Consider the following 15774-nt stretch of genomic DNA (forward strand, 5'->3'; position numbering starts at 1 on the left):
CCTCTTTGGAGGCGTCTGGATTATACGCTGTTCTAACATCTAAATTCCCTTAATTATCATAGTCTAACAGTATTAAAAGACATCTCCCATTTGCTAGATAGATAGTTAGATTCAACAGTTCAACCTCTTTTTCTGCGAGCTCATTTTCTATTGTTATCTTCCCTCTACAATAAGCGTTTGACTTGGCTTATCAATCATACGTAACTGGTTTATTTCCCTTGCCTTCTTTACCTGAATATCCAGAAATAGTTACTGATACCAGATACCATCTCCGCCTTTTCTAGCCATTGCTGCATTGTCAGCTTTACAGTAATTGCATACATTAATAAATGAGGATTATCGTACTCAGTCTAAGTTGAATATTAAGGTTCATGAACCATTTATTTTTATATTGACTATAGGTCATTGTTTTTACTAGATAATTATCTATTTTAACTCGCGAACCCAACTTTAGGTAGCCATAAGTTAAATAGACTCTATTTAGTACGGTGCTACGTATTATGCTTGTTCATTTTACTACTGTAGATATGTGGCTTTAGTTATAGCAACATGTCGGCTCCAAACTACTAATAATCGCTATCGCGATATATAGTGATTTGCGCTTCTTTAGCAAAATCCTCATAACTCACCGCCGCTTGCTTATCACTTTGCGACGTAGATTGTTCTGTAGCTATTGGTTCTGGCTCAGAGGTTGGCTTCACTACGGGCTGCTCAGTTGCGGAATCAATTTGCTGTTTGCGGTTTGCTACAGGAACGTTCAATGCAGCATTGTCATTTATGCTACTGGCGCTACTATCGAAGTCATCTTCTACGCTGGTTGACTGTTGATTATCGCTCAGGTGAGAATCTATAGGTTCTTTTGCTGAAAGGCTTTGTTTATCAGTTGCAGGATCTACCAAAGACTTATTATCAGCAGATGATAAATCTTTAGTCGCTAGATTATCAGTAGCTTTTAACGCAAATATTATAGCCACTAACAACAGTAAAACTAGAATAATACTTGCAATAAGAATCTGTAGGCCTCTACCCTGGCTAGCTAGTACCGCGCTAGTTTTATTGTGATATATTTTTGACTCATTTTGATGAGCTTTAGGGCTAGCGACCGTATTGCCAACATCGTTACTACTGTTATCTGAGTCACGCATAATAAGCCAAGCCATTGCTAATATTAGTCGATTACTATTATGTTGCCATACCACTATAAAGTGAATAATACGGCAAACAACAGCATAGCGCTAATAATTATATAGCTAAAATCATCTAGATGGCTTGGCTCTACCTTTTACGAGGATTAAAGATTAGAAGTATTCAGTTAAGGTGCTACCAACTCTCAGCTAATAGTTTATGACGTTTATGATGATGGTTAGGTTTAAAACATGGTTACTCTTATAGTTAATAAGTGTCATCGCGATATAAGGTGTTTTTTGCTTCTGTAGTAAAATCGTTGTAGCTGATCTTAGCATTAGCTTTTAGGCGCTGAGGCTCGAAAACACGATTATTCTCTACCTTCAAGTTTATAGAAGTTTTTTCTGTAACTATTTCTGTTACCGCTAAAGCTGCCGTTGTAGATTCAGAATCTAGTGTTTTGCTGCTAGTAATAGCAGTTGATGACTGCTTAGCACGGTTATCAGCATTAGCAACAAAATTATTTGACGCCTCGTTTGTAAAGGCCAGCTTATCAGTAGTAGTAAAGGGCTTAGCCTGAGTATGGGTACTATTGGTTTTGAGTACCATCAAACCTATAAATACTACCAATAAAAGGATAAAAATACTGGCTAATTTGATGCGGTTTGAGGGCTTTTTTTCTAAGCTAAGAGTATCGACGTTGAGAGTATCGCTCATCTCATTTGACTTATCTTCAGAATCTATTGGATATTGGCTAGTTGTCGGTGAAAAGCTGCCTTCATTGTTTAGCAGATTAGAGTTAATTTTTTGTACATATTTTTCGTAAACGCTCAAACTACGATTGTTCACTTTAAGTTTTAGCTCGTTTTCTAGCTGCTGTTTTATATTTTTATCTACGATATTATTATTTTTTTGGCTTTTCGTAAATTTGTACTGGACCTGCTAATATCAGTTAATGTTAGGCTGGATGACCATAATGGCGATATAATAAACGTCTTTGAGTGTTACGCAACAACCGTTAAGACAAGCGCGACTTTTAACAGACAGGCGGTAAAATCAGTAAATTTGAAAGGCTTTTTGTCAAAAAAATGAATAGATAGCAAAGAGGTATTGATGGATTTAAAACAGCTAAAAGCTTTTATTGCTATTGCTCAACTACAAAGCTTTAGTGCTGCTGCAAAAATGACGGGCATCTCGCAGCCTAGCCTTAGCCGATTGCTTAAGCAGCTAGAGACTGAGATGAATGTGGTATTGGTTGATCGTTATCATCGTCCTCTACAATTAACGGCGGCAGGTTTGTTTTTTTATGACAAAATTAGCGCTTTATTAATAGAGCTTGATGCTATTACCCATATGACTCAGCGGTTATCAGCACCTAGCAAAGCCTTAAATATTGGCTTTGTACCATCAGTACTGTATGGTTTATTGCCTGAAGTCATTGCTATTTTTAAACGGCAAAACCCTGATATAGAGGTCAATCTAAAAGATATTAGCTCCTATCAGCAGATAGAGGCGCTAAAGTCTGGCGAGATTGATGTAGGCTTTGGTCGCTTTGCCCATCAAGACCCTTGGATACAGCAAATATTACTGCGTCACGAACGTTATCTAGTGGCATTACCCAAAGCGCATCCTTTGGCTAATGTCAAAGAGCAGCGCTTGATTGATTTGGCTAGTAGTCGACTGATTCTGTATCATCAAACCCACCTGCCCGCCTCTATTACTGCTAGTAGTATCAGTAGCACTAATAGTAAAAAGACAAAGCAGAGAGTTGAGCCTATAGCCGACTCAGTGACTGAACCTTTGCTCTATTTATTTGCCCAACATGGTGTTACCCCGCTTAGAACTAGTAAAGTGAGCGACTTACAAGTAGCACTTGGGCTTGTGGCTGCCGGTGAAGGTATCACTTTAGTCCCTGCCAGCTTACAGGTTATGCGTACCAAGCAAATCAGCTATCAGCGCTTGATACACGAAAACGTCACCTCTCCTATCTATCTACATACTCTAAAAGACTTTATCCATCCCAAAGTTCCTGACTTATTAAGCGCTATTTATGAGATTTATGAGAAGCGCGGTATCACTTACCGGCGTCAACAGTTTGTTTGAGGTAAGCTAATAGTTATTATTCCAATCGCTATGGGGTATGCTAAAGTCACCAAAAAACGCTGCATTCTAGCAATCTACAGCGATACCTTCTAACGCTCTTATATTTCAATCCCTATATTTTTCGACTCGTTGATCGGCTATTACTTATGAGTGATAGCTTATCGCTTGATACAAACTGAGGTACGCATGACCACACAATCCATCCCTACTCCTGCTGACGAGAGTGTCGCTCAGCAACCAGGCTTTAGCTGGCGAATTTTTGGCCCCGGTATCTTAATGGCGACAGCAGCTATCGGCGGCTCGCATCTGATCTCATCAACCCAAGCTGGCGCGATATATGGCTGGCAGCTAGCGATTATGATTATTCTTGCGAACGTCTTTAAGTATCCGTTTTTTCGCTTTGGCACCGACTATGTTTACGATACTGGCGAGAGCTTGATTGCCGGTTACGCTAAGCGCTCAAAAGCCTACCTTTGGGTATACTTCATTCTCTCTATCCTATCGGCAGTGATTAGTACGGGCGCGGTCTCTTTGATTGCTGCGGTAATATTGGGCTTTATGCTCCCCGCCTCCATTGGCCTCTCAACCATTAGTTTGTCGTTGATTATTGTCGCCGTCTCTTGGTTTTTCTTAGTAGCGGGTCATTACAAATTGCTCGATGGCGTCACTAAGTGGATTATGATTGCGCTGACGGCAGCGACTGTGGCAGCAGTGCTTATCGCGGCTGGTAAACCTACGGTGATGACCGCTGATTTTGTCGCCGCCTCCCCATGGAATCTTGCGACTTTAGGGTTCATCGTTGCGCTAATGGGCTGGATGCCTGCGCCGCTTGAGTTTGCTGCGATTACCTCGATGTGGACATCAGCTAAGCGCAAAACCGATAACACCACTCATCGCCAAGGCTTATTAGACTTTAATGTGGGTTATTCAGTATCGGCTATTTTGGCGCTGTTTTTCTTATCGCTTGGCGTTTTTGTACAGTACGGCTCAGGCCAAGAGATTGAGCTGGTTGGCGGCGCTTATATCAATCAGCTGATCAATATGTACACCGCTACTATCGGCGATTGGTCGCGGCTATTGGTCGCTTTCGTCGCCTTTATGTGTATGTTTGGCACGACGATTACCTGTGCTGATGGTTATGGCCGTGCCAATGCCGAATGCTGGCGACTGCTCAAAGGCCAAGCTGAGATTAGCAAAAAACAAGTGGCCTTTTGGACCACTTACGCTATCGGTGGCGGCTTAGTGATTATTACCTTTTTTACCGGACAGCTCGGCGCTATGCTCAAATTCGCTATGATATCCGCTTTTGTCTCCGCCCCCATCTTTGGTTGGTTAAATTACTCTTTAGTGAGCAAGCATCAAAAACTCTCCGCTGGCATGAATGCTCTATCTATCGCTGGCCTATTATTTTTGGGCGGCTTTGCTTTATTATTTTTAGCCAATCTTGCTGGTATCGTAGGTTAAGCGCTTGGTTAAAGTTACCACTGCTATTTTTATAGTCTTTCTTTTGATTTTATAACCTTTCTTTTGATAATGATGCAGACCTCTATAGCTAAGCTATGGAGGTTTTTTCTTATATAAAAATTATTATCAATAGCCGCTACCTGTGGCACAACAACAACTAACTCATTCTATGATTCAAAATATATTGTAACTAAATGTAAATAATGCTTGGCTATTATTTGAGGCAAATGAACCGATTTGAATAATAGAAAGATTAAATCAATGAATTTATGGATAATATTATTCATTATGCAAATAGTATTAATTAAAATATACATACTTATTAGAAATTATTATCTATATGGCTTTAAGGTCGCTTTGAAAGTTTAGTGATTAAGTGTACTCTTAGTCCATATTATAAATTCAATAGTTAACCGTTTAGCTTGCTCTAGCGGTAAAACCTCTCTTTTATGCAAGGACTCTCACATGACATCAGCTGGCGCGCGCTTTCGCAGTGCAATGCAACAACAGAACGCTAAAAACCTTCCTTTACAAATCGTCGGTACTATAAACGCTTATACGGCGATGATGGCAACCCAAGTGGGTCATCAGGCTCTATATCTATCCGGTGCTGGCGTGGCCAATGCCTCTTTTGGTTTGCCTGATTTAGGCATGACGAGCCTTGATAACGTGCTAGAAGACGCGCGCCGTATTACTGATGCTGTTGAAACGCCACTGCTTGTCGATATCGATACTGGTTTTGGCGGCGCGTTCAACATCTCGCAAACCATCAAAAAAATGGAAAAAGCTGGCGTTGCGGCAGTCCATATCGAAGATCAAGTAGCACAAAAACGCTGTGGTCACCGCCCAAATAAAGAGATTGTTAGCATCTCAGAGATGGTTGATCGCTTAAAGGCGGCGATGGACGCCAAAACCGATGCTGATTTTGTGGTAATGGCGCGCACGGATGCGTTGTCGGTTGAAGGGCTTGATGCTGCCGTTGAGCGTGCCGTTGCTTTTCAAGAGGCAGGCGCGGATATGATCTTTGCTGAAGCCTTAACCGATATCGAGATGTATCGTAAGTTTACCGACGTATTAGATATTCCTGTGCTAGCAAACATGACTGAGTTTGGTCAGACTGATCTGTATACCACCGAGCAGCTACATAGCGTTGGCGTCGATATGGTGCTCTATCCACTATCTGCATTTCGGGCGATGAATAAAGCGGCTCTTAATGTCTATCAGCATATTTTAGATGATGGCACGCAAGAAAACGTCGTTGATACTATGCAAACGCGTATGGAGCTATACGACTTCTTAAACTATCATGAGTTTGAGCAAACGCTAGATAAGTTGTTTGCTGATAATAAGTAAGCACTAAATTAGATAAAATCTCGTTAAGTAAAAACGAGTCAGGTATAAATGTATTGTATTACCTTTAATACCTAAATACCTGACTTATGCAACTAAGCTATTAACCACAAGCTACCAACAAACCAAAAGGAATTTAATCATGGCAGCAGGCAAGCAATTAACAGGCGCAGGACTACGTGGTCAAGTCGCAGGCAAAACCTCACTCTCAACCGTTGGTAAATCAGGCTCAGGTCTGACCTATCGCGGTTATGATGTCAAAGACTTAGCTGAGCATTGTGTCTTTGAAGAAGTGGCTTACTTACTCCTTTATGGCAATCTGCCGACTCAAAGCGAGCTCGATGCTTATCAAGCCAAACTCAAAACTATGCGCGGCCTACCGCAGCCGCTAAAAGATGTCTTAGAGCGTATCCCAGCAGATTCGCACCCTATGGATGTCCTGCGTACCGGCTGCTCTATGCTTGGTAACTTAGAGACTGAAACCGACTTTGAGCAAGAAAACGATAAAACTGATCGTATGCTCGCGGTATTCCCATCAATTATCAATTACTGGTATCGATTCAGCCACGATAACGTGCGCATCGAAACCGAAACCGATGATGACACTATCGGCGGTCACTTCTTGCACCTCTTAAAAGGTGAGAAGCCAAACGAGCTACACACTAAGGTTATGAACGTATCCTTAATTCTCTATGCTGAGCATGAGTTTAACGCTTCAACCTTTACCGCACGCGTGTGCGCCTCTACCTTATCTGATATCCACTCTTGTATCACCGGTGCGATTGGCTCATTGCGCGGTCACTTGCATGGCGGCGCTAATGAGGCGGCGATGGATATGATCGAAGGCTTTAGCTCACCTGATGAGGCCGAAAAAGAGATGATGGCGATGCTTGAGCGTAAAGACAAAATTATGGGCTTTGGTCATGCCATCTATAGCGAATCTGATCCACGTAACGTCATCATCAAAGAATGGGCGGAAAAATTAGCCGACGATGTTGGTGATACCGTGCTTTATCCAGTATCAGTACGCTGTGAAGAGGTGATGTGGCGCGAGAAGAAGCTATTCTGTAATGCTGATTTTTTCCATGCTTCAGCCTATCACTTCATGGGCATTCCAACCAAGCTATTCACCCCGATCTTTGTCTGCTCGCGTCTAACGGGTTGGGCGGCGCATGTGTTTGAGCAGCGCGCAAACAACCGTATCATTCGCCCAAGTGCGGAATATATCGGTGAAGAGCCAAGAGATGTACCTGCTATTGCAGATCGTTAATTCGTTTCTAAAAGAGCTTTTCGTAGCTTGTAGGGTGGGTTAGTTTTATAAAGCTTTTTTGAAAAGCGCTAGTAAAACGTAACCCACCAATCGATTACTTGACCACAGCGGTGGGTTACACTTCGCTAACCCATCCTACTAGCTAGCTATGTTTTTTGCATCCCTTTATTACAATCCTGTTTATTTAGCAAAACCTATTAGCCTTAATAAATTTTGCCAAGTAAATTATCCTTTATCCCCTCTTTGAACTCTTACGACTCACCTACAAAGGAAAGCCCGCCATGAGCACCGATAGCAAGCAGCCTTTAACGCAAGTTAATCCGCAAACCATGAACGAGCAATATAAAAAGCCATTACCCAATTCTGATCTGTATTATTTCGATGTCGAGCAAGCAGTTAATGAGATTGAGCCGGGCGCTTATGCCAAGCTGCCTTTTAGCTCAAAGGTACTGTGCGAAAATCTTGTACGCCGTTGTCCACCAGAGGATTTGACCGAAGCCTTATCCCAGCATATCTACCGTAAGCAAGAAGTCGATTTTCCTTGGTATCCGGCGCGCGTCGTCTGTCATGATATCTTAGGTCAAACGGCGTTTGTTGATTTGGCAGGCCTACGTGATGCCATCGCGGCAGAAGGCGGCGACCCGTCCAAAGTCAATCCTATTGTACCGACACAGCTCATTGTCGATCACTCTTTAGCGGTTGAACACGCCGGCTTTGAAGAAAACGCTTTTGAAAAAAACCGCGCTATTGAAGAGCGCCGTAACGAAGACCGTTTTCACTTTATCAACTGGTGTCAGTATGCCTTTGATAACGTCAACGTCGTGCCGCCCGGCAACGGTATCATGCATCAGATCAACCTAGAAAAAATGTCACCGGTGGTACAAGTGGTTGCTGATCAAGACGGTGATGCAGTAGCCTTCCCTGATACGCTAGTCGGAACCGATAGTCATACACCTATGGTTGATGCGCTTGGCGTCATCTCTATCGGTGTTGGCGGGCTTGAGGCCGAAAGCGTGATGCTGGGCAACCCCTCTTATATGCGTCTGCCTAATATCGTTGGCGTTGAGCTGACGGGCAAGTTGCAAGAAGGCATTACCGGTACCGATTTGGTACTTGCGATGACCGAATTCTTACGTGATGAAGGCGTGGTATCAGCCTATCTAGAATTTTATGGCGAAGGCGCACGTAATCTGACCGTTGGCGACCGCGCGTCTATCTCCAATATGACGCCAGAGTATGGTGCAACTGCTGCGATGTTCTCTATCGATGAGCAAACGATTGACTATCTGCGTCTCACGGGCCGTAGCGAGCAGCAAATAAAAACCGTTGAAGCTTATGCTAAGCAAACCGGCCTTTGGGCCGATGGTATGAGTGATGCTGAGTACGATCGCGTACTGCATTTTGATCTATCGAAAGTGGTGCGTAATATCGCCGGGCCATCGCGTCCGCACGCTCGCGTCTCAACGACTGATTTAGTGGCTGAAGGTATCGCACATGGCGAAGGCAATAAATTGCCTGAACCAAAAGATGGTTTAATGCCAGATGGTGCGGTGATTATTGCTGCTATCACCAGCTGTACCAATACCTCAAACCCACGTAACATGGTGGCTGCTGGTATTGTGGCTCGTAATGCAGTGGAAAAAGGCTTGGTACGCAAACCTTGGGTCAAGTCTTCCCTAGCACCCGGCTCAAAAACCGTTAAGCTGTATTTAGAGGAAGCAGAATTATTACCTGAGCTACAAAAACTTGGCTTTGATGTGGTCGCTTTTGCTTGTACCACTTGTAACGGTATGAGTGGCGCGCTCGACCCTGATATCCAGCAAGAAATCATCGATCGTGATTTATTTAGTACTGCGGTGCTCTCTGGCAACCGTAACTTTGATGGCCGTATTCATCCGTATGCCAAGCAAGCGTTCTTGGCTTCACCGCCACTGGTTGTCGCTTACGCTATCGCCGGTAATATCCGCTTCGATATCGAAAAAGACTCACTTGGTAAAGACCAAGATGGCAATGATGTATATCTAAAAGACATCTGGTTCGATGACGCAGAAGTCGATGCTATCGTTAAAGCCTCGGTTAAACCTCAGCAATTTAACGAAGTTTATATTCCAATGTTCGATGAGGCCAAAGCGCAGGCAGGTCGTAACGAAGCATCCGTCATCGATCCACAATACGACTGGCGTGAGCTGAGTACTTATATCCGTCGTCCGCCGTACTGGGAAGGCAAAATGGCCGCTATGAACCGTCTAAAAGGTTTGCGTCCACTAGCGGTATTAGGCGATAATATCACCACCGATCATATGTCACCATCGAACGCCATTATGGGTGATTCAGCGGCCGGCGAGTATCTCGATACTATGGGTCTGCCTGCGGAAGATTATAACTCTTATGCTACCCATCGCGGTGATCATTTGACCGCGCAGCGTGCCACTTTTGCCAATCCAAAGTTATTGAACGAGATGGTACGTGACGAGAAAGGCGAAGTCATTCAGGGCTCACTCGCTCGTGTGGAGCCTGAAGGTCAAGTCATGCGGATGTGGGAGGCGATTGAGACTTACATGAATCGTGAGCAGCCGCTTATCATTATCGCTGGAGACGGCTATGGACAAGGCTCAAGCCGTGACTGGGCAGCTAAAGGCGTACGTCTAGCTGGCGTGGAAGTGGTCGTCGCTGAAGACTTTGAGCGCATCCACCGCCAAAACTTAGTGGGTATGGGCGCTTTGCCTGTACAGTTTAAAGAAGGCATTAATCGCAACACGCTAAATATCGATGGTACAGAAATATTTGATCTTGAAGGTGAGGTATCAGCGGGCGGCGAGATGACGTTAGTCATTCATCGTACTGATGGCAGTGTCGATAAAGCCGCCGTTATCTGCCGCTTAGATACCGCTGATGAGGTGAAGATGTATAACTCTGGTGGTATGTTGCAGCGTTTTGCCAAAGAGTTCATAGCTGGTGAAGTGGCTTAAGCTTTTAATATTTAGCTTGTAAGTCATAAAAGAGCCGATGTTGTATAGTTTATATGGCATCGGTTTTTTATGTTGATTGATATACTTTCATAAATAGCGTAACATGTACTATTTACTGTACAAGTATTGGAGTATGTCGTGAGAGGAGTAAGCTATGAGAGTGATTAGTTTTTCAGAAGCAAGAAAGCATCTAAAGTCGGTTTTAGATACCGTCAATGACGATGCCAATGCCACTATTGTGACTCGCCGTGATGCTGATGATGCTGTCGTCATGTCACTTGATTACTATAACAGTCTTATGGAAACGGTCTATTTGTTGAAGTCCCCTGCTAATGCCACTCATCTAGTGAAGTCAATTGCCCAGTATAAAGCTGGAAAGGTGGCAATGCATGATTTAATAGACGACGCTGACACTTATCTAGGCAGTAAAAATGATGCTGAAGACGCTTAATACTATGGTGAGTACACAGATATGAGTGAACAACTAGCATGGACGGATGCTGCTTGGAAAGATTATCTGTATTGGCAAACGCAAGATAAAAAAACGCTCAAACGTATCAATAAATTGATCATAGAGTGCAAACGAAATCCATTTGAAGGTATTGGCAAGCCTGAACCTTTAAAAGAAAATCTATCAGGGTTTTGGTCAAGGCGTATTGATGATGCCAATCGTTTAGTCTATGTGGTTGATGACAATTATCTGACTATTATTTCTTGTCGTTATCATTATTAGCTTTTTAAATATATCTAAACTCAAAAGGCTCAACCTTACCAACAGCAACCTCTGCATGAGCAATCAATAACTGACGCACAAACTCATAAGACAAATCAGGATTGTCTTGCATAATCTGCTTAATTTTAGCTGAGTTTTCGTTTAGCCTTTTATCTCTATCGATGATGATCTCTATCTTTAGCTACTTTATTTCTATTTATATTATCAATAATACAGAATCAAATCATAATTATATTAAGGACGCCCAACAATGACCCAACCAAAACCAACCTTCGCCCCACAAATACCAGTTCCTGCCACCTACATGCGCGGCGGTACTTCAAAAGGCACTTTCTTTAAATTATCCGACTTACCTGAGCGCTGTCAAACAGCAGGTCAAGCGCGTGATAATTTTTTATTAAGAGTCATTGGTAGCCCTGATCCTTATGGCAAGCAAATCGACGGCTTAGGTAATGGTAGCTCTAGTACCTCCAAAACGGTTATTTTATCTGAAGCTAAGCAAGCAGACCATGATGTAAACTACCTATTTGGGCAAGTGAATATCGCCAAACCGATTATAGATTGGGCAGGTAATTGTGGTAATTTGACCGCTGCGGTTGGCGCTTGTGCGATAAACATGGGCTTAGTAGAAGCTAGCAAAGTAGCGGATAGCGCTAATATTGGCATCTGTGAAGTGCGTATTTGGCAAGAAAACATCGGCAAAACTATCATCGCGCATGTGCCTGTATACCAAGACGAACAAGGTAAGGTGCAAGTACAAGAAACGGGCGACTTTGAACTCGACGGCGTGACCTTCCCTGCTGCTGAGGTCAAAATTGAATTTATCGACCCTGTTGACTCATCCAGCGATATGTTCCCAACCAATAATCTAGTCGATGATTTTGATGTCTCAGGTTGTGGTCTTAAGTCCGATAACGTCAAAGCCACTTTTATTAGCGCAGGTATCCCGACTATCTTTATGAAGGCAGAGGACTTAGGTTTTACGGGCACTGAACTCCAAGGCGATATCAATAGTAATAGTGAGCTACTTGCTAAACTTGAAAAGATTCGCGCCCGTGGTGGCGTCGCTATGGGGTTATTCAAAGATGAGAGCGAGGCGCAAAGCAGTCAACACATTCCCAAAATCGCTTGGGTTGCTCCAGCAGCGAGCTACACCTCATCTAGTGGCAAAGCCGTTGATGCTAAGGATATCGACTTAGTGGTACGCGCTATGAGTATGGGACAATTACATCATGCGATGATGGGTACGGCAGCGGTAGCGATTGCCGCCGCAGCAACCACTCAAGGCACACTAGTGAACGAAGCCGCTGGTGGTAGTAGTCTTGGAGAAGTTCGCTTTGGTCATCCGTCGGGTACGCTGCTCGTTGGTGGCAAAACCGAACAAGTCGATGGCCGCTGGCAAGCCAAAAAGGTCTCCATGAGCCGTTCAGCCCGTCGTATTATGGTTGGTGAAGTGTTTGTGTCTGCGGATGCTTTTTAAGTTTTATCAAAAATTATCGTAAACCTAGCTGTCTAATGCCAGGATATCATGAAGATCCTAGAAGTAGGCGTAGGGTGCGTTCCACGCACTGATTATCAAGCATAACTTAATTATTGGTGCGTGGAACAGCACCCTACAAAAGCTGATAACAGAAAATTCTATTTAAGGGATTTTATTTCTAAGTCTAATGAAGCAACGCTTAATTTTCACGACTTTCAGGTGCGCAGGGCGCACCCTACGATTATTTTGATGACACCAAGAAATAAACGTCCAATAATTAAACTTATGGGTGGTGTGTCAAAAAGTATGCTGATTAAAATTTGAACAATTTTTGAAGCCTTGAAAGCCCTATAGAATCAGAGAACTTAGCATAGATTTCTTATTGACTTTTATCGCCAGCATACTTTTTAAAACACCACCAACTTATGAAGATAGATTTTTATCTTTGATTACTTTACCCTACAACCATGACAACTACTCCTAATCTCAGTAAATCCCCATTCGACAAAAAGCCGCCAGTCAAAAAGACTGAGCGGCGCGCTTTATTGTGGAATATTCTAAAAAAGCTCGCGGTCTTTGCTGCGCCTTATAAAACACTGATTGTCGCTACTTTGGTATTGACGGTACTAGGCTCTTTTACTGCGCAGGTCAATGCCTTTGTACTGCGTTATGCTGTCGACACTTTGACTGAGATTGCTACTCTTGCCGAGCCTTGGGAAGCAGGCGTGCGTATGCTAATCATCATTAGCGCCGTACTCCTAACCAAAGAGATACTGTCGATATTTATTAGCTTTGGGCAGCGCTTTTATGGCGAGAAAATCCGTATTAATCTCTCGCGGGATTTATCGCAAAAGATTATTGAGCGCATTCTCACCTACCGTATGGCATTTTATACCAGTAGCGAGAATGATAGCGGTAAATTGCAGACCCGTATCGATTATGGCGTCATGAGCCTGACTAGCCTAGTGCAAAACTTCTTTATCGATATGCTGCCGCTGTTTGCCAGCGCCATTGTTTCCTTGATTATTATGTTCTCCACCAATTTTTGGATTGGTCTCGTTGGGCTGATAATTATTCCAATTTACTTTTTTATCAGTCAAAAACAAGCCAGACGTCTGCAAGGCTTTCGGCGACAGATGCGCGGCTTTCGTGAAGCCAAAAGCGGGCTAGTCATCTCTCTAATTAACTCCATTAGCGTGGTCAAATCCTTCGTCCGTGAACCTATCGAAGCCAAAAAACATCTCAAGATTCAAAAGGAGATGACCGATAATCAGCTGCGTATTCGTAGTATCGGCTTTATTTATGATGCGGTTAAGACCTTTATCGAGCAGATTGGCGTCGTCGTTATTATTCTGTTAACTGCCTATTTTGTCCTGCAAGGTGAGATGACTATTGGCATGATTTTATTTCATGTTTTGCTCTTTCAAAACGTCGCCGCCCCTATTAGACAGCTACACCGTATTTATGATCAGATAAATAATGCCTTGACCTATGCCGAAGGATTTTTTGAGATATTAGAAGCTGACGAACAAGTTGAAAATATTGATGGCATTAGTAGTAAAAACCTAAAGGGTCATATCGAGCTTAAAAATGTTGATTTCAGTTATCCTAATGGCACTCAAGCTCTAAAAGACGTTAGCTTTGAGATTCGTCCAAATCGCATTACCGCGCTTGTGGGTCTTAGCGGTGCAGGTAAGAGTACGATTATCAATTTATTAGTTAAGTTTTATGAGCCAGATGCGGGCATGATCTGCTTAGATGGACATGACTTGGCGGACTGTGATACTCATGACTTACGTCAAAATATCGGTCTGGTTTTGCAGAGTAATCATATCTTCTCAGGTACCATCAGCGAAAACATTCGTTATGGCGATATGAATGCGACGCTAGATGAGATTATTGTGGCGGCAAAAAAAGCCTCGATTCATGAGCAAATTATAGGCCTCGCTGATGGTTATGAGAGCACGGCCAAATCCTTATCTGGCGGTCAGCAGCAGCGTATTGCGCTGGCAAGAATGTTTCTAAAAGATCCGCCTATTGTATTCTTAGATGAGCCAACGGCGAGTCTTGATGCTATCGCCAGTCAACAGGTGAAAAAGAGCTTAGATCTGATTAAACAAGATAGAACGGTGATTATGGTCTCACATAATATCGCCCAAATTATTGATGCTGATGATTTAGTGGTGATTGAAAACGGTCAAGTGGTTGAGACAGGTACACATGAAGAGCTGTATGACAAAGGCGGTAAGTATTATGAGATCTTTAGCGCCATGTCGGATAGTTTGAATTTAGATAAAATTAGCCAGACGATTAATCATACGGTTGATACATAACTTATTCATCATTCAGTTATCGATGGTTGATAGGTCCTTATATCGTTATAATGCGCTTTTATTGATATGCCGAATTTTTATTTTGCTACTATCCCTATTATCTTATTTAACCACTTTTTGCTATAAGCAGCTTAATTATGACCACCCAATTTTCTATAAAAACCTTTGACGAATTAACCTCAGTCGATATCTATCACATCTTAAAAGCGCGCTCACAAGTGTTTGTGGTCGAGCAAAACTGCGTCTATCAGGATATGGATGAGCTCGATTTTGACTGCCTGCACCTTGTCGCGCACCAAAACGAAGCATTAGTAGGCTACTGCCGCATCGTGCCACCTGAGTACAATAGACTTCGATCAAATCTAAGCGTTTCTGATAATACTCAGCTTAATACTGCTATGTCGGCTATTGGGCGGGTGCTAGTATTATCTGAGCATCGCGGTCAAGGTATCGCTAGACAAATCATGATGCAAGCCATAGCACATTGCCGCAAAAAATATGGCAAAAAGCGCCCTATTATTATCTCGGCACAAAGCTATTTGCTCAGTTTTTATCAATCGTTGGGGTTTGTGCCTGAGGGTGATGCTTATCAGATAGATGGTATTGAGCATGTGAAGATGGTGCTACGCGTGGCCAAAAAAACCAAAGTCAAAAAAGTCAGTAATGATAATACTAGCACTACTGTCAAAGTATTGAGCTCGCTGTTGTTTATCTTAGTGGCCTTATTTATTTTAGGTTTGCTGTATCTAATGATTTAAAGAAGCCCAATAAAGATATTAAAAGGTCAACTAAAATGGCAACTTAGGATTTTCGCGTTATCTATAAGCTCCTAACAAAGTTTTAATTTTTAACACAATACAGTTTGGTTGTTGCCTCTCGCCTATGCTACTTTTAACTATAGCTTATGTTTAAGCCCCAAATCGATTGATAAGTTAAGATAGATAGCA

Annotated in this window: 12 protein-coding genes; 10 read left to right on the forward strand and 2 right to left on the reverse strand. The window is 42.8% G+C overall.

What is annotated here, in order from left to right:
* Positions 1–566 precede the first annotated feature (566 nt).
* Positions 567–1145: a hypothetical protein gene (locus M0N77_RS05190; RefSeq protein WP_353104141.1), complete on the reverse strand. Its 579-nt coding sequence runs from the start codon at positions 1143–1145 to the stop codon at positions 567–569.
* 247 nt (positions 1146–1392) lie between these two features.
* Positions 1393–1974: a hypothetical protein gene (locus tag M0N77_RS05195; RefSeq protein WP_353104143.1), complete on the reverse strand. Its 582-nt coding sequence runs from the start codon at positions 1972–1974 to the stop codon at positions 1393–1395.
* A 264-nt stretch (positions 1975–2238) separates the two neighbouring features.
* On the opposite strand from M0N77_RS05195, the gene M0N77_RS05200 reads away from it, so the two are divergent.
* From M0N77_RS05200 to M0N77_RS05245, 10 genes are all read left to right on the forward strand, one after another.
* Positions 2239–3228: a LysR family transcriptional regulator gene (locus M0N77_RS05200; protein WP_353104144.1), complete on the forward strand. Its 990-nt coding sequence runs from the start codon at positions 2239–2241 to the stop codon at positions 3226–3228.
* Positions 3229–3414: 186 nt separating this feature from the next.
* Entirely contained in the window at positions 3415–4692 is a 1278-nt protein-coding gene (locus tag M0N77_RS05205) for a divalent metal cation transporter (protein WP_353104146.1), read from the forward strand.
* Positions 4693–5157: 465 nt separating this feature from the next.
* On the forward strand, positions 5158–6045 hold the full coding sequence (prpB, locus tag M0N77_RS05210) for a methylisocitrate lyase (RefSeq protein ID WP_353104148.1): 888 nt from the start codon (positions 5158–5160) through the stop codon (positions 6043–6045).
* A 139-nt stretch (positions 6046–6184) separates the two neighbouring features.
* Positions 6185–7312 (forward strand): 2-methylcitrate synthase, encoded by a 1128-nt coding sequence (prpC, locus tag M0N77_RS05215; RefSeq protein WP_353104149.1) that lies wholly within the window; start codon positions 6185–6187, stop codon positions 7310–7312.
* 329 nt (positions 7313–7641) lie between these two features.
* The gene (gene acnD / locus M0N77_RS05220; protein ID WP_353105576.1) at positions 7642–10281 is read left to right on the forward strand and encodes a Fe/S-dependent 2-methylisocitrate dehydratase AcnD; all 2640 of its coding nucleotides are present in this window, start codon (positions 7642–7644) and stop codon (positions 10279–10281) included.
* A 154-nt stretch (positions 10282–10435) separates the two neighbouring features.
* Positions 10436–10732 carry a type II toxin-antitoxin system prevent-host-death family antitoxin gene (locus M0N77_RS05225; RefSeq protein ID WP_353104151.1) on the forward strand — a complete coding sequence of 99 codons (297 nt, stop codon included), beginning with the start codon at positions 10436–10438 and terminating at the stop codon, positions 10730–10732.
* Between the two features lie 21 nt (positions 10733–10753).
* Positions 10754–11014 (forward strand): Txe/YoeB family addiction module toxin, encoded by a 261-nt coding sequence (locus M0N77_RS05230; protein ID WP_353104153.1) that lies wholly within the window; start codon positions 10754–10756, stop codon positions 11012–11014.
* Between the two features lie 250 nt (positions 11015–11264).
* The gene (prpF, locus tag M0N77_RS05235; protein ID WP_353104155.1) at positions 11265–12494 is read left to right on the forward strand and encodes a 2-methylaconitate cis-trans isomerase PrpF; all 1230 of its coding nucleotides are present in this window, start codon (positions 11265–11267) and stop codon (positions 12492–12494) included.
* 467 nt (positions 12495–12961) lie between these two features.
* Entirely contained in the window at positions 12962–14827 is a 1866-nt protein-coding gene (locus tag M0N77_RS05240; protein ID WP_353104157.1) for an ABC transporter ATP-binding protein, read from the forward strand.
* 137 nt (positions 14828–14964) lie between these two features.
* Positions 14965–15585, forward strand: a complete 621-nt coding sequence (locus tag M0N77_RS05245) for a GNAT family N-acetyltransferase (protein WP_353104159.1) — start codon at positions 14965–14967, stop codon at positions 15583–15585.
* Positions 15586–15774 lie beyond the last annotated feature (189 nt).

This window comes from Psychrobacter sp. AH5 (genome assembly GCF_040371085.1).
Taxonomy (GTDB): domain Bacteria; phylum Pseudomonadota; class Gammaproteobacteria; order Pseudomonadales; family Moraxellaceae; genus Psychrobacter.

Bases quoted from the DNA above. Each gene is read 5' to 3' on its own strand.
- prpC (WP_353104149.1), top strand. From the start codon at position 6,185: ATGGCAGCAGGCAAGCAATTAACAGGCGCAGGACTACGTGGTCAAGTC.
- M0N77_RS05190 (WP_353104141.1), bottom strand. From the start codon at position 1,145: ATGCGTGACTCAGATAACAGTAGTAACGATGTTGGCAATACGGTCGCT.
- M0N77_RS05230 (WP_353104153.1), top strand. From the start codon at position 10,754: ATGAGTGAACAACTAGCATGGACGGATGCTGCTTGGAAAGATTATCTG.
- prpF (WP_353104155.1), top strand. From the start codon at position 11,265: ATGACCCAACCAAAACCAACCTTCGCCCCACAAATACCAGTTCCTGCC.
- M0N77_RS05205 (WP_353104146.1), top strand. From the start codon at position 3,415: ATGACCACACAATCCATCCCTACTCCTGCTGACGAGAGTGTCGCTCAG.
- acnD (WP_353105576.1), top strand. From the start codon at position 7,642: ATGAACGAGCAATATAAAAAGCCATTACCCAATTCTGATCTGTATTAT.
- prpB (WP_353104148.1), top strand. From the start codon at position 5,158: ATGACATCAGCTGGCGCGCGCTTTCGCAGTGCAATGCAACAACAGAAC.
- M0N77_RS05240 (WP_353104157.1), top strand. From the start codon at position 12,962: ATGACAACTACTCCTAATCTCAGTAAATCCCCATTCGACAAAAAGCCG.
- M0N77_RS05245 (WP_353104159.1), top strand. From the start codon at position 14,965: ATGACCACCCAATTTTCTATAAAAACCTTTGACGAATTAACCTCAGTC.
- M0N77_RS05225 (WP_353104151.1), top strand. From the start codon at position 10,436: ATGAGAGTGATTAGTTTTTCAGAAGCAAGAAAGCATCTAAAGTCGGTT.
- M0N77_RS05200 (WP_353104144.1), top strand. From the start codon at position 2,239: ATGGATTTAAAACAGCTAAAAGCTTTTATTGCTATTGCTCAACTACAA.